13 protein-coding genes are annotated in these 13,686 nt (G+C 72.0%); 10 read left to right on the plus strand and 3 right to left on the minus strand.

Translation table 11 applies throughout. The features are described 5' to 3' along the window. The first annotated feature begins 5 nt into the window (after window positions 1–5). The 4 genes from ACXJ1Y_RS10070 to coaBC all read left to right on the plus strand — a co-directional run bounded on the left by ACXJ1Y_RS10070 (window position 6) and on the right by coaBC (window position 3,117). Window positions 6–620 (plus strand): hypothetical protein, encoded by a 615-nt coding sequence (locus tag ACXJ1Y_RS10070; RefSeq protein ID WP_463850085.1) that lies wholly within the window; start codon window positions 6–8, stop codon window positions 618–620. Further along, window positions 607–999, plus strand: a complete 393-nt coding sequence (locus ACXJ1Y_RS10075; RefSeq protein ID WP_463849875.1) for a transcriptional regulator — start codon at window positions 607–609, stop codon at window positions 997–999. The genes ACXJ1Y_RS10070 and ACXJ1Y_RS10075 overlap by 14 nt, the downstream gene beginning before the upstream one ends. Before the next feature lie 77 nt (window positions 1,000–1,076). Beyond that, the gene (locus ACXJ1Y_RS10080; RefSeq protein WP_463849876.1) at window positions 1,077–1,799 is read left to right on the plus strand and encodes a di-trans,poly-cis-decaprenylcistransferase; all 723 of its coding nucleotides are present in this window, start codon (window positions 1,077–1,079) and stop codon (window positions 1,797–1,799) included. Between the two features lie 46 nt (window positions 1,800–1,845). Beyond that, window positions 1,846–3,117 carry a bifunctional phosphopantothenoylcysteine decarboxylase/phosphopantothenate--cysteine ligase CoaBC gene (coaBC, locus tag ACXJ1Y_RS10085; RefSeq protein WP_463849877.1) on the plus strand — a complete coding sequence of 424 codons (1,272 nt, stop codon included), beginning with the start codon at window positions 1,846–1,848 and terminating at the stop codon, window positions 3,115–3,117. Window positions 3,118–3,119: 2 nt separating this feature from the next. Here the strand turns inward: coaBC and ACXJ1Y_RS10090 are convergent, their stop codons facing one another. Then, window positions 3,120–3,344 carry a hypothetical protein gene (locus ACXJ1Y_RS10090; protein WP_463849878.1) on the minus strand — a complete coding sequence of 75 codons (225 nt, stop codon included), beginning with the start codon at window positions 3,342–3,344 and terminating at the stop codon, window positions 3,120–3,122. Between the two features lie 224 nt (window positions 3,345–3,568). On the opposite strand from ACXJ1Y_RS10090, the gene ACXJ1Y_RS10095 reads away from it, so the two are divergent. The 4 genes from ACXJ1Y_RS10095 (at window position 3,569) to ACXJ1Y_RS10110 (ending at window position 9,535) form a co-directional block, all read left to right on the plus strand. After that, window positions 3,569–3,988: an FKBP-type peptidyl-prolyl cis-trans isomerase gene (locus ACXJ1Y_RS10095; protein ID WP_463849879.1), complete on the plus strand. Its 420-nt coding sequence runs from the start codon at window positions 3,569–3,571 to the stop codon at window positions 3,986–3,988. Between the two features lie 37 nt (window positions 3,989–4,025). Beyond that, on the plus strand, window positions 4,026–5,408 hold the full coding sequence (locus ACXJ1Y_RS10100; protein ID WP_463849880.1) for a Wadjet anti-phage system protein JetA family protein: 1,383 nt from the start codon (window positions 4,026–4,028) through the stop codon (window positions 5,406–5,408). Continuing rightward, window positions 5,401–6,024 (plus strand): DUF4194 domain-containing protein, encoded by a 624-nt coding sequence (locus ACXJ1Y_RS10105; protein WP_463849881.1) that lies wholly within the window; start codon window positions 5,401–5,403, stop codon window positions 6,022–6,024. The genes ACXJ1Y_RS10100 and ACXJ1Y_RS10105 overlap by 8 nt, the downstream gene beginning before the upstream one ends. A 73-nt stretch (window positions 6,025–6,097) precedes the next feature. After that, entirely contained in the window at window positions 6,098–9,535 is a 3,438-nt protein-coding gene (locus tag ACXJ1Y_RS10110) for an SbcC/MukB-like Walker B domain-containing protein (RefSeq protein ID WP_463849882.1), read from the plus strand. A gap of 51 nt (window positions 9,536–9,586) precedes the next feature. Here ACXJ1Y_RS10110 and ACXJ1Y_RS10115 read toward each other — a convergent pair whose 3' ends face one another. Beyond that, entirely contained in the window at window positions 9,587–9,802 is a 216-nt protein-coding gene (locus ACXJ1Y_RS10115) for a hypothetical protein (RefSeq protein ID WP_147909957.1), read from the minus strand. A gap of 401 nt (window positions 9,803–10,203) precedes the next feature. Between ACXJ1Y_RS10115 and ACXJ1Y_RS10120 the strand changes: the two genes are divergently transcribed. Both ACXJ1Y_RS10120 and ACXJ1Y_RS10125 read left to right on the plus strand, forming a co-directional pair. Beyond that, the gene (locus ACXJ1Y_RS10120; RefSeq protein ID WP_463849883.1) at window positions 10,204–11,337 is read left to right on the plus strand and encodes a S1C family serine protease; all 1,134 of its coding nucleotides are present in this window, start codon (window positions 10,204–10,206) and stop codon (window positions 11,335–11,337) included. A 51-nt stretch (window positions 11,338–11,388) separates the two neighbouring features. Then, window positions 11,389–12,099 (plus strand): J domain-containing protein, encoded by a 711-nt coding sequence (locus ACXJ1Y_RS10125; protein ID WP_463849884.1) that lies wholly within the window; start codon window positions 11,389–11,391, stop codon window positions 12,097–12,099. Window positions 12,100–12,212: 113 nt separating this feature from the next. On the opposite strand, the gene ACXJ1Y_RS10130 is transcribed toward ACXJ1Y_RS10125, so the two are convergent. Further along, window positions 12,213–13,685: a serine hydrolase gene (locus tag ACXJ1Y_RS10130; RefSeq protein WP_463849885.1), complete on the minus strand. Its 1,473-nt coding sequence runs from the start codon at window positions 13,683–13,685 to the stop codon at window positions 12,213–12,215. Window position 13,686 lies beyond the last annotated feature (1 nt).

Below are 13,686 nucleotides of genomic sequence, written 5' to 3' on the forward strand. Positions count from 1 at the left end.
GGCAGGTGCAGGACCTCGACAAGGCCCTGGCCGATATCGTGGCGATCCGCACCCAGATCGCCCGCGATACGGCGTTCCGTGGCCTGGGTTCCGCGACGCTCGCCGCGACGGGCGTGATCGCCCTCGCGACGGCGGCCGGGCAGGCCCTGTGGCTGGGGGATCTCGCCGCCCGGCCCGGCCTGTTCTTCGGCCTCTGGATCGCCGCCGCCCTCGTTGCCTCCGCCCTGGTCGGGTTCGAGACCCTGCGGCGGACGCGCCAGCTGCATTCGGGCCTCGCCGACGCGATGGTGCTGAGCGCCATCGAGGTGTTCCTTCCCTCCGCCGGGGCCGGCGCCTGCCTCGGCCTCGTCATCGCCCGTTTCGCCCCCGACTCGCTCTGGCTATTGCCCGGTCTGTGGCAGGTGCTGGTCGGCCTCGGCCTGTTCGCCTCCGCCCGGATCCTGCCCCGCGCGGTGCAGGGTATCGGGGCGTGGTACCTGCTCGCCGGCCTGATGGTCATCGCCATCGCGGCGGAGACGCGGACGCTCTCGCCCTGGACCATGGGCCTGCCCTTCGTGATCGGGCAGATGACGCTGGCCCTGATCGTGCAGCGTACCGGAGTGGCCGATGCCGACCGCTAACCGCGCCGCCGGCCGCTTTTCGTACGAGGGGCTGGACCGCATCATTCACGAGAAGGCCCGCCTCAGCGTGCTGACCTCGCTCGCCGCCCACCCCAAGGGCCTGCCCTTTCCCGACCTGAAGCGCCTTTGCGGTCTCACCGATGGCAACCTCAGCCGGCACTTGTCCGTTCTGAGCGAAGCGGATTTCGTGAGTCTGGAGAAGGGGGTCTTCCGTAACCGACCGCAGACGATCTGCTGCCTCACCAGCGGTGGACGCGAGCGGTTCCTTGGCTACCTGACCGTGCTGGAGCAGGTCGTTCGCGATGCGGCCAGGGCCGCCGAGCGTGCGTCCGACCCCGCTCGGACAAACGGCCTCGGTTCGGTCACGAAACCGGCCTGACATCGCCAGACCGAACAGCAATCGTTAACCGGGATCCGATGCACTCGCTTTCCGCCGACTCGTCCGGAGACTTTACGATGCAAAGCGAAGCGGAGCCCCGCGCCCTGCACGCCGCGATCATCATGGACGGCAATGGCCGCTGGGCGACGGGTCGCGGGCTGCCGCGCATCGCGGGGCACCGGAGGGGCGTCGAGGCGATCCGCCGGACGGCGGAGGCCTGCCCCGATCTCGGCATCGGCACGCTGACGCTCTACGCCTTCTCCGCCGACAACTGGCAGCGCCCGGCCGACGAGGTCGGCGGGCTGATGCGCCTGCTGCGCAGCTACTTGCGGAACGAGACCCAGCGCCTCGCCCGCACCGGCACGCGCCTCAGCGTCGTCGGCCGCCGCGACCGCCTTCCCGCCGGCATCCCCGAGGCCATCGCCTCGGCCGAGGCCGCGACGGCGGAGGGCAAGCGGCTGCATCTGCGGATCTGCGTCGATTACTCGGCGCGGGACGCGATCATCGCGGCGGCGCGGCGCCTCGAAGGCGGCGAGGCGACCCGCGAGACCTTCGGCGCCATGGTGGCGGGGGAGATGCACGGCTCGCCCGTGGAGGTCGATCTCCTCATCCGCACCGGGGGCGAGAAGCGCCTGTCCGACTTCCTCCTCTGGGAGGCGGCCTATGCCGAACTGCATTTCACCGAGCGGATGTGGCCCGAGTTCGGCCCCGAGGATCTGAGCCTCGCGGTGCAGGATTTCGCGCAGCGGGACCGGCGGTTCGGCGGGCTGAAATCGGCGCGTGTGCCCGTGGCGGCCTGACCCGCCTCGCTTGACGTCGGCGGCGCGAGGCGCAGAGGCTAATTCCATGAGCCTGCCGCTTGCCCGCCGCCGCATCCTCCTCGTCATCGGGGGGGGAATCGCGGCCTACAAATCCCTCGACCTGATCCGCCGCCTCCGCGAGCGCGGAGCGAGCGTGTGCCCCGTGCTGACGGCGGGGGCGCAGGAATTCGTGACGCCGCTCGCCGCCGCCGCCCTGGCCGGGGAGCGGGCCCATACGGATTTGTTCGACCGGGCGAACGAGGCCGAGATCGGCCACATCAAGCTCGCGCGGCAGGCGGATGCCGTGGTGGTGGCGCCCGCCACCGCCGACCTGATGGCGCGGATGGCCGGGGGGCACGCCCCCGACCTCGCCTGCACGATCCTCCTCGCCACGACCCTGCCGATCCTGATCGCCCCGGCGATGAATGTGAAGATGTGGGCGCATCCGGCGACCAAGCGGAACCTCGCCACCCTGCAGGGCGACGGCGTGCGGGTGGTCGGGCCGAATGCCGGCGCGATGGCCGAGCCCGAATCGGGGCCGGGCCGCATGGCCGAGCCCACGGAGATCGCCGATGCGGTCGTGGCGATGCTGGACGCGGCGTCGGGCGAGACACCCGGCCTCGGCTTCCTCGCCGGGCGCCCCGGCCCGGCGGCCCCGCGCCCCCTCGCCGGCAAGCGCGTTCTGATCACCTCCGGCCCGACGCACGAGCCCATCGACCCGGTGCGCTACATCGCCAACCGCTCGTCCGGCCGGCAGGGTCACGCCATCGCGGCGGCGGCGGCCGAGGCGGGGGCGTCCGTGACGCTGGTCTCCGGGCCCGTCGTCCTCCCCGATCCGCCGGGGGTGAACGTGGTCCGCGTCGAGACCGCGCGGGAGATGCTGGCCGCCGTGGAGACGGCCCTGCCCGCCGACATCGCGATCTTCGCCGCCGCCGTGGCCGATTGGCGGCCCGAGATCGAGGCGACCGGCAAGAAGATCAAGAAGGACGGCTCCGGTCCCGCGCCCCTGGCGCTCGCGGAGAACCCGGACATCCTCGCCACCATCGCCCATCGGCGGGAGGGGCGGCCCGGCCTCGTCGTCGGCTTCGCGGCCGAGACCGACTCGGTGCTCGACCATGCCCGCGCGAAGATCGCCCGGAAGGGCTGCGATCTCATCGTCGCCAACGACGTCTCGGCCGAGGGCGGTGTGATGGGAGGCGCGGAGAACGCCGTGCACCTGATCTCCCGCGACGGCGGTGTCGAATCATGGCCGCGCGCCGCCAAGGAGGAGGTCGCCCGCCGGCTGGTGGCGCGGCTCGCGGAGTGGGCGGGACGCTGAGATCAGGCCGCTTCGAGGAAGACGAAACCCGCCTCGGCCGGCTCCGCGTCGAGGGCCGCCGTTAACTGCGCGACAAGGGCCGCGATGGCGTCGGGGAAGAGCACCGGATGCTCCAGCCCGAAGGCCGTATCCAGCGCGGGCATGATGCTCGTGAGGATCGGGTGCCGCGGCCGGTCCGGCGCGGGGCCGGCGGTGACGAGGGCGGGGAGAGCCCGAAAGGCCAGCATGGCGGGTGGTGATCCGGTGGGACGCGCCTCATCAGAAGCGCACCGCCAAGCTGCGCCCCGCCGGTTGAACGGTGGCTGAAGGGAATCCTTTCGGAAAGGTTATCCCCAGGTCGCGTTAACCGGTCGGGACGGGGGGATTTCGCCGCCCGCATTGCGTCGCGCCATCCCCCGGTTCTAGAAGCCCCCCGAAGGCCGGTGTTTCGCAACCGGCCCAGGGAGGATCGATGACCCGCCTGTCCCTCGTCGCCGGAGCCGTAGTGATCGCCATGACCGCATCAGCCAACGCCGCCGAAACCGTCACCACGCCGACCGGTCTCAAGTATCAGGACGAGGTCGTAGGCACCGGCCCGCAGCCGAAGGCCGGCCAGCAGGTCACTGTGCAGTACACGGGCTGGCTCGATGAGGGCGGCAAGAAGGGGAAGAAGTTCGATTCCTCCCGCGACCGCAACCAGCCCTTCTCCTTCACCATCGGCGCCGGCCAGGTGATCCAGGGCTGGGACCAGGGCGTGATGACCATGAAGACAGGCGGCAAGCGCACCCTCATCATCCCGCCGGAGCTGGGCTACGGCGCCCGTGGCGCGGGCGGCGTCATCCCCCCGAACGCCACGCTGATCTTCGACGTCGAGCTGCTCGGCGCCAAGTAAGGCGTGATGGCTGCGCGGGCGTAGGGAACGCGTTTCGATGCTGTTCGCGCAGCTGTCCGACGACCTCTTCCGGCCCCTGGCCTCGCCGAGCCGCGCCTTCAACGCGGCTCTGCTCCTTCACCTCCACCGCCGGGTCCTCGGCGCCGAGCCGGTGCGCAAGGCCGAGCTTCTGGCCGAGATCGGCGATTTCACCGCCGGCTGGAGCGAGCCCGACGTCCATGGCGACGAGCCCGTTCCGCCGGATCCGGTCGAGCGCCGGGCCGTGCCCTATCGGCGCCTCCTCGATGCCGGCTGGCTGATCGAGCGCCGCGAGCGCTACGTCCCCGTGGTCGAGTTCGACCCGGAGGCACGCCTTCTCCTCGAAGAACTCTCCCGCCTCGAACGGGGCGAGACACGCTCCTATGGCGGCGCCGTGCTCGACGTGCTCGGCGGCCTCGAATCGGCCCTGGCCGACCCGGTGAACCGCTCGGAATCGCTCGCCAACGCCGCCCGCGCGGCGGACGGCTTCCTCGCCCATGTCCGCGGCCTCGCGGCGGGGATGCGCAAAGTCGAGGAGCGCATCCTGCGCGAGCCCGATCGGGCGGCCTCGTTCCGGCTGTTCTTCGAGGAATTCGTGGAGCGGCACCTGATCCGCGATTACCGGACGCTCCACACCCGCTACAATCCGTTCCGTTTCCGGGCGAGTGTCGTGCGCCTTGCACACCGGGCGCTGGGCGATGCGCTCGGCGTGCGCGCCCTGGCCGAGGGGGCGGTGCGCGAAGGCCGGGCGGCCGACCTCACGGCGGGCGAGCGGACGGTGCGCACCGACCTCGCGCAGATCCTCACCGTGTTCGAGGGCGTCGACGGCCATCTCGACGCCGTGGACGCGGTGGTGGTGCGGCTCGAACGCCGGATCGGCGCCACCCTGCGCTACGCCGAGGCGCCCGACCCCGGCACCGTCGAGCGCATCGCCGCGCTGCTGCAGGTGGTGGGCGAGGAGGACGACGCGCCCGACGTGCCGGCCGATCTCTCCCTCCTGCGCCCGCCGCTGGGCGAGGCGCATCTGCAATCGCCCCGCGCCCGGCGGGCCGAGATCTTCATCGAGGCCCTGCCCGACCTCGACGTGGACCCGGCGGTGGACGCCTTCGCCGCCGCCAAGGCCGATTTCCGCCGCCGGGTGACGGTGACGCCGGAGCGGATGCGCGACTTCGTGGAAGCCCGGCTGGCGCGGGGCAAGGCGCTGCGCGGCTCCGGCCTGACGATCGAGGACGTGGACGATTTCGTCGTGTTCCAGCGCCTGCGGGAGATCGACCTGCTGTTCGAGGGGCAATTGGCCGACACCTACGCCGTGACGCATCTCACAGAACGGCTGGCCAACGGCTGGCTGGATTGCCCGGACTTCGTGGTGGAGCGGCGCAGCAGGGGAGGCGCCCGTGCTTGAGCCGTTCCGCGCCATCATCGACGGCGACGAGCCCCCTCCCCCCGGCTCCCGCGCGCCCGACGCCGAGGAGCTGATCCGCGCCCTTCAGGTGATGCTGAAGGCGCAGGTGATCTATGCCGACACGCCGGGCATCGGCCGGGCCTATGAGCTGGCCCGCCACTACGCGCCGTTCTTCACCGATTATTTCGCCTGCCTCGGCTACGCCCTGACGGTCGCCCACCGCGACCAGATGGTGTCCCTGAGCCCGGCAGCGGACGCGCCCCGCTACGACATCGCGGGGGAGCGCCTGCGCAAGGACGAGACGCTGGTGCTGCTGGCGCTTCGCCTGCTCTACGAGGAAGGCCTGCGCGACGCCCGCGTCGGCACCGACGGCATCGTGGAATGCACCACGGACGAGATCGTCGAGAAGATCCGCACCGCCGCCCGCAACGACCCGCCCGACGAGGGGCGGCTGGGCGAGATCCTTCGCCTGTTCGCCCGGCGCGGCGGCCTGAAGCTCGGCGAGCGCGACCGGATCGAGCGCGTCACGCCGCTCGCCCTCCTCCCCGGCCTGACGGTGATCGCTTCCGACGCGTGGATGGAGCGCCTGCGCGGCTGGGCGGACGCGCGTGGGTGACCTCACGCTTGCGTCTCGGCGCGACTCCGGCCAACTGGTCCGGCTCCCCAAGCCGCCCGGCGGACTGCATCCTTTGTATCTTCTGACCGATATCGCGATCTCCAACTGGTACCTGATCCGCCGGGAGCAGATCAGGATCCGGGGGGCGGCTGCCCTCGTGGGGCCGACCGGCGCGGGCAAGTCGACCATCTTCGATGCCGTCGGCACGGTGCTGGCCGGCAACAACGCGAGCCGCCTCGCCCTCAACGCCTCGGCCTCGGGCCGCAGCGCGCGGACGGTGCGCGACTATTGCCTCGGCTGGATCAGCGACCCCGCCGAGGGCGGGCGGCCGACGCGGGAATCCTGCGAGACGATCCTCGCCCTCACCTTCGAGAATCCCTCCTCCGGGCGGATCGTCACCGCCGGCCTCGCCCTGGCGGCCCGGGCGGACGAGGCGAAGGAGAGCGTGCTCTCGCGCTTCATCGCGGTCGGGCACCGCTTCGCCATCTCGGATTACGCCCGCGCGAACGAGGCCGGCACCTTCACCGCCCCGTGGTCGGAGATCGCCGCCGACCTGAAGGCGAAGGCCGAGAGCTTCACCGAGTACCGCACCTCCGGCGAGCGCTTCACCGCCGATCTCCTCGCGACCCTGCGCGAGGGAGCGCCCGCCCCCGAGCCGCGTCACTTCCTGCGCAGCTTTGCCAACGCGGTGGCGTTCAAGCCGATTTTCGACACCAGCGCCTTCGTGCGCGCCTTCGTGCTCGACCCCGAGCCCCTGAACGTCGACCGGGTGCGCCAGTCCATCGCCACCTGGAAGGCGCTCCTCGACACCCTGGGCGAACTGGAGGCGCGGCTGGTCCGGCTGAAGCGCCTGCGCGACCGATACGAATCCTGGGGCGAGGCGGTCGTCGCCTCGGCCGAGCACGAGTTGCGGGCGGCGGTGGCGGAACTCCGCCGACGCACCCTCGACCTCACCGCCGTGCGCGAGAAATTGCGCGAGGGCGCCGATACGCTGCGCGTCGCCCGCGAGCGCGTCGCCGATAGCCGGGGCTTCGTGCGCGACATCGACCGCGAGATCGCGGAGAAGAAGGCGCTGAAGGCCGGGCAGGCGATGGGCGAGCGGCTCACCGCCGCCGATCTCGGTCTCTCCATGCTGGAGCGCGACCGCAAAGACTTCGCCGGCCGCGTCGGCGATCTCGTCTCCCTCGTCGGGCAGATGGCGCGGCTGCAATCCGTGGCGCCCGTGCTGCGGCCGGTGGCGCCGCAGGCGGCTCGCCTCGCCGAGGCTTGCGCCCGTGCGAGCCTGCGCAAGGACACCCCGCCCGACGAGATCCTGCGCTCGGACGGCCCCCTCGCCGAACTGATCGAGGGCCTGTCGCGCCTCGCTCCGTTCGACGAAGCGCTGGAACGGGCGGCCGAGGATGCCGCCCTCAAGGCCCGCAGCGCCGAGGCCGAGGCCGAGCGCACCGCCCCGCGTCCCGGCGCGGGCACGGGCGCGCGCCTGTCTTCCGACACGCTGGCCTTCCGCGCCGAACTGGAGCGCAAGGACATCGAGGCGGTGGCGATCTGCGAGCGGGCCGAGATCGTGGACCCGACCTGGGGCCCGGCCATCGAGGCGTTGCTCGGCCGCGCCCGCGAGGCGCTGATCGTGGAGCCCGACCGGCTGGAGGAGGCGTTCGGCGTCCTGCAGGCGGGGCGCGACCGCTTCCACCGCTGCATCCTCGTGAAGACCACCGACACCGCCCGCCAGCGCTCGCGCTACGACGACGACGGCGCCATGTCGGTGGTCGAATCGAGCGACCCCCATGCCCGCGCCTTCCTCGGCGTGCGGATCGGCGGCTACGACCTCGCCCGCAACGATGCCGAACTGGCGCGGCTCTCCCGCGCCGTGGCGCCGAGCGGGCGCACGACGGCCGGCATGGCCTATTCGGTGACCCGCAGCGTCGATCTGATGATGACGCGCGGCCATCGCGGCCCGACGCCGGAGAGCCGCCGCGTCCACGAGAACGCGGCCGCCGAGGCGCGGCGCCTGCGCGGCGAGGCGGCGGTGCTGCGCGAGGCGGCGCGCACGGCGGCGGCGATCCGCGCGCGGATCGAGCGCGGCCTCGACGACATCGACACCCTGCGCGGGGAACTCGACGGGCTCGACGGCCGCCGACGCTCCCTGCAGACCGAGCGCGCCGAGATCGTGAAGCGCGACACCGGCGGGCTCGACGCGGAGATCGCCGCGCTGAACGCGGAACGCGTGGCTTACCTGCGCGAACTCTCCGAGGACCTGGAGCCGAAGCTCGACCGGATGCTCGCCGACGAGGCCGCCCTGAAGGCCCGCGTCGGCACGATGCGCGAGGCGGCCCGCGCCGCCTTCGCCGCGCGGCGGGGGGCGCTGCGCCAATGCGCGGGGGGCGATGCCGCGCGGGTGCGCGTGGCGCGGATGGAGGTGTTCGACCCCACCATCGTCGCCGCCGCGCGCAAGGCGCTGTCGGGGCTCGATCCGAAGAGCGCCGGGGCGCTCGCCGCCGCCGAACGCAGCCGGTCCCGCGAGGCCGCCGAGGCGGCGCGCTCCCATGGCCGCGTGGCCGAGCGCGAACTCGCCGAAGCCTGCGCCACGTGGCGGATCGAGAACCCGCTGCGGGCCGGCGACGTGCCGGCCATCGAGGGCTTCGCCTGGGTGCGGCGGGAATACGAGGCGGTGGAGGGCCACGAGTTGCGGCGCTACCGCGATCAGGCCGCCCGCGCCGAGGCCGAGATGCGCCGGCTGATGACGGAGGATCTGCTCGCCCGCCTCGCGGACCGGTTCGAGCGCGTCCATACGCGGCTCGCCGCGCTCAACGAGCGGCTGTCGGCCCGCTCCTTCACCGGCCAGACCTACGCTTTCGAGGCGGCGGTGGACCGGCGTTATGCGGCGGTCCACGCCCTGGCGGTGGAGGCCGCGCGCTCGCCGGAGGCGGCTCAGGCGCTGCTGACGGGGGAGGTCGAGGGCCCGATGGCCTCGGCGCTCGCGGAGATCACGGCGCTCATCGCGGGTGAGGAGGATGCGAACCGGCTCGCCGATTACCGCAACTACTTCGTCTACGAGATCGGGATGAAGGACAAAGCGGGCAACCGGACGACGATGTCGGCCAGGGCCCTGCGCGGCTCCGGCGGCGAGGCGCAGGCGCCGTTCTACGTGGCCATCGCGGCCTCGCTGGCGAGCGCCTATTATCCCGGCGACCGGCCGGGCTCGGAGCATCCGGGGCTCGGCCTGTGCCTGCTGGACGAGGCGTTCTCGAAGCTCGACGTGCGCAATTCCCAGGCGCTGGTCGACCTCTACCGGGCGTGGGGGCTGCAATTGCTGATTGCGGCGCCGGAGGACAAGCGCACGACGCTGACCGAGGTGATGGACACCATCGTCACGGTCTACAAGAGCCCGGACCTCACCGCCGTGCGAATCGAATCCGAGCATCCGCTCGAAGCCGCGCGGCGGGCGCTTCAGGCGATCAACCCCGACCACCGGGGGATCGAAGGCTTCCGCCGGCAGGACGCCGCGGAATAGCCCGGGAGGGTGCGGGGTGGGCGGTCTCGCCGTCCCCGCAATCCCCGATGATCAGTTCAGGTAGGTGCGAATCCAGTTCGGGGAGAGGATCTCGCCCTCCTCGGTGATGATCCACGGCTGCTTGGCCGGATCGGTCAGGGCACCCGCAGCGGCGGCGATCGCCTCGCGCAGGGTGCCGTACCGCTCGGGTTGCGCGAGCGGGGCGCTCGCCGGAGCCGTGCGCCAGATCGTCAGATCGGCTGGCCGTTCGAGAGCTTCGGTTTCCATGGTGACGAACTCTTCCTTCGAGAAACGCAGACTTCGGAGTCGGGCGCTGTCCCGCCGCAGACCCGGGCGGGTCAGCGGCAGCACGATGGCGGTAGATGCAAGCTTCTGTGAGGCAGCTTTGAGATCAATTCGCGCCGCTTTTCCGGTCGGCTCCGCCTTCGCGGCGGAGATGTGGCCGCTTTAGATGGCCGCGACTGGATTTGGGTACGAATTCACCGCGCTGCACTTATGATGATTGTCACACCCGAAACATGACCATTCCGTTAGCTGTCCCTACGCGGTGGCAGTGGCTGCCGCTGAACCGCATCGGCACATGGGGACTTGTTGACGCCCCGAAGCTGAACGCGCACTTAAGGCCGCCCTCAGCCGCCGTTTCCTAATCCATCGCCTCGGAGAGACCCGTGCCGGACCGCACCCGACGCCTCGTGCTCGCGCTGGTCCTGCTGCTGCTCGGGCTGGCGGTGGTGCAACCTTACGTCACACCTTTGCTGTACTCGGCCAGCACGCCGCGCCTCATCGCGGCGCGGGGCGACCTCGCGGGGTCCGAGAAGACGACGATCGCCCTGTTCGAGCGGGCGAGCCCGTCGGTGGTCCACGTCTTCGCCCAGTCCGCCGCGCAGGATCGCGGCCTCCTCGACATCGAGAACGAGGACGAGAGCCAGGGCGGCGGCACGCAGACCGGCACCGGCTTCGTTTGGGACGGCGCCGGCCATGTCGTCACCAACACCCATGTGGTGCAAGCCGCCGCGCAATCGGGCGGCTCGGTCTCGGTGCGGCTGAGTTCGGGCGACGTGGTGCCCGCCACCCTCGTCGGCATGGCACCGTCCTACGACCTCGCCGTGCTGCAGCTCGGGCGCACCGCCCACCTGCCGCCGCCGTTGGCCATCGGCACCTCGGCCGATCTCAAGGTCGGCCAGTCGACCTTCGCCATCGGCAATCCGTTCGGCCTCGACCACACCCTCACCACCGGCGTCATCAGCGCCGTGCGCCGCCGGATGCCGACGAGCGAGGGGCGCGAGGTCTCGGGGGTGATCCAGACGGATGCCGCCATCAATCCCGGCAATTCCGGCGGCCCGCTGCTCGATTCGGCCGGGCGGCTGATCGGCGTGAACACGGCCATCGTCTCGCCCTCCGGCGCCAGCGCCGGGATCGGCTTCGCAATTCCCGTCGATGTCGTGAACCGGGTCGTGCCGGAATTGATCCGCGCCGGCCGGGTGCGCAACCCCGGCATCGGCATCATCGCCGGGCAGGAGGCGACCGCCGCGCGGCTCGGGATCGACGGGGTAGTGGTGCTGCGGGTGCTGCGCGGCTCGCCCGCCGCCCAGGCCGGCATCCGGGGCGTCGATCCGCAGACCGGGACGGTCGGCGACGTCATCGTCTCGGCCGGCGGGCGCGAGGTCCATCGCCTCGCCGACCTCACGGCGGCCATCGCCGAGGCCGGCATCGGCGCGAGCGTGGAGCTCGGCATCCTGCGGGACGGCCGGCTGCGGCAGGTCCGCGTCGGCACGACGGACGTGGCGGAGAACCGGCAATGACGCGCGCCCTGGCGATCCCCCCCGCCCTGCCTGACCCGGTGTAGGCCGCCGATGCTGCTCTTGCTCGGATTGATCGGCTGCGGCGTGCTCTGGTGGCTCTCGCAGCAGAAGGGCGGGTTCGGCGCGGCGCTGGCCGCCTTTCCGCGCCAACTCCTCGCGGGCTGGGCGGCGCTGGCCGCCGCCGGCTTCTTCATGCTCCGCGGCAACCTGCTGATCGCCGCCCTGTTCGGGATCGCCGGCCTGTGGAGCCTGGAAGGGCCGGAGGGGATCGGGCGGCGGTTCCGCGCCCTCGTCCCGAAGCGGCAGGCGGCGGGGCGCAGCGTGCGCACCCGGCTCATCGCGGTGGTCATCCACGCGGACGGCACCTTCGCCGGAGGGCGCGTGCGCTCCGGCCCGCTCGGCGGGGCGCGGCTCGACGCCCTCGACCTGCCGTCGCTGGCCCGGCTCCTCGGCCTCTGCAAGCGGGAGGACGCGGAGGGCGCGGCGATCCTAGAGGCTTATCTCGACCGCCGGGCGCCCGGTTGGCGTGTAGACGCTGAGCGAGATCGCGACTCGTGGCCGGGCGGAGCGGCGAAGCCAGGGGCGATGTCGCAGGAGGAGGCGTACCAGATCCTGGGGCTTGAGCGCGGGGCGCCCGCTGAGGAGATCCGGACGGCCCACCGGACGCTGATGAAGCGCGCCCACCCCGACCAGGGGGGAAGTGCCGAGGGGGCGGCTCGTCTCAACGCGGCCCGGGATCGATTGCTGAACCGACATCGCTGAACTCCACGCGCGTTGCCAGGTTGCGTCACACGGCCCGGCCCCTTCTGGAGGCCGGCGTAGCGTCGAAAATGATACTGAACGAAATGTCTTGAAGGGCCGTTTCCGACGGCCGATCAGCTGCGGGTGGCGAAGCAGCTGAAGCCGCTGCGCTTCAGCGTGACGCAGGCATCCTGCGCCGTCTCCTGCTCGGCGAAGCCGGAGAACCGGGCGCGGTAGAGGGTGGCGCCGCCATGCTCGACCTTCACCGTGTAGGGCGCGGCCTTGGAGAGGCTGCCGCCGACCTTGGCGCGGGCCTGGGCGAGCATGGTGCGCGCCTTGTCCTCATCGTCCATGGCGCCGAGCTGGATCACCCAGGCGCTGGGCGTCACCTTCGGGCCGGCAAGCGGCTTCGGCGGGTCGTCGCGCTCGTTGGAGCCGACGCGGGCGACGATCTTGCCGCTGTGGGGGAAGGCCGGCTGGGCCGCCTGCGACGCATAGGCCTGGGCGGCCTTCGGCAGGGCCTGGAGGCGGCCGCCGCCGGGCGTCGTCGTGCGGGCGGGGGAGATGTCCAGCGGCTCGCCCGTGGAATTCGTGGTCTCGACGTCCTCGTCCTCGGCCGAGGCGATCTGGGTGCGGGTGCGCGACACGGCGTCGGCGACGACGGCCGGGCGGGCGCGCTCGGCGACCTCGACCACCGGCGGGGCGGTGCGGGCGCCGGCATAGGCCACCGGCAGGTGGGCGCGCACGAGCTTGGCCATGATCTGGTCGCGGCTGGCGCCGGAGCGGCCGCCGAGCACGATGGCGACGATCTGGTGCCCGTCGGACTTCGCCGCCGTCATCAGGTTGAAGCCGGAATCGCGGGTGTAGCCGGTCTTGATGCCGTCCACGCCCTCGACGTTGCCGAGCAGGTGGTTGTGGTTGCCGATGACCCGGCCGCGGAAGGCGAAGGAGCGGGTCTGGAAGTAGCGGTAATAGCGCGGGAAGCGGTCCTGGATCGCACGGGCGAGGATCGTCAGGTCGCGGGCGGTGGTGAGCTGGTCCGGGTCGGGCAGGCCGGAGGCGTTGGCGTAGTGCGTGCGGCTCATGCCCAGCGCGTGGGCCTTCGCCGTCATCATCTCCGCGAAGCGCTCCTCGGAGCCGGCGATGTTCTCGCCGATGGCGCTGGCCACGTCGTTCGCGGACTTGGTGACGATCGCCTTGATCGCGTCCTCGACGGAGATGGTCTGGCCGGGGCGCAGGCCGAGCTTCGACGGCGCCTGGGCGGCCGCGTGGGGCGTGATGGTGAGTTCGGAATCGAGGGCGTACTTGCCGCGCTCCATCTGCTCGAAGAGCATGTAGAGCGTCATCACCTTGGTGATCGAGGCCGGGTGGCGCAGCGCGTCCTCGTTCACGGCATGGAGCGTCTTGCCGGTCTTGGCATCGACGACCATCGCCGCGTAGGGCGGGTTGTAGCCGCCGCCCGTGGCGTGCTTCGCGTGGGCGGCGTGCCGGTGGTGGCGGCCGCGCCGCGCATCGGCGGGTGAGGTGAGCGACGTCAGGACCGCTACCGCGACCAGCGCGGCCGGAACCGCGCGGGCCGTGAGGCCGGGAACTACTACCATACGCATG

The organism is Methylobacterium sp. TK26, assembly GCF_055361565.1.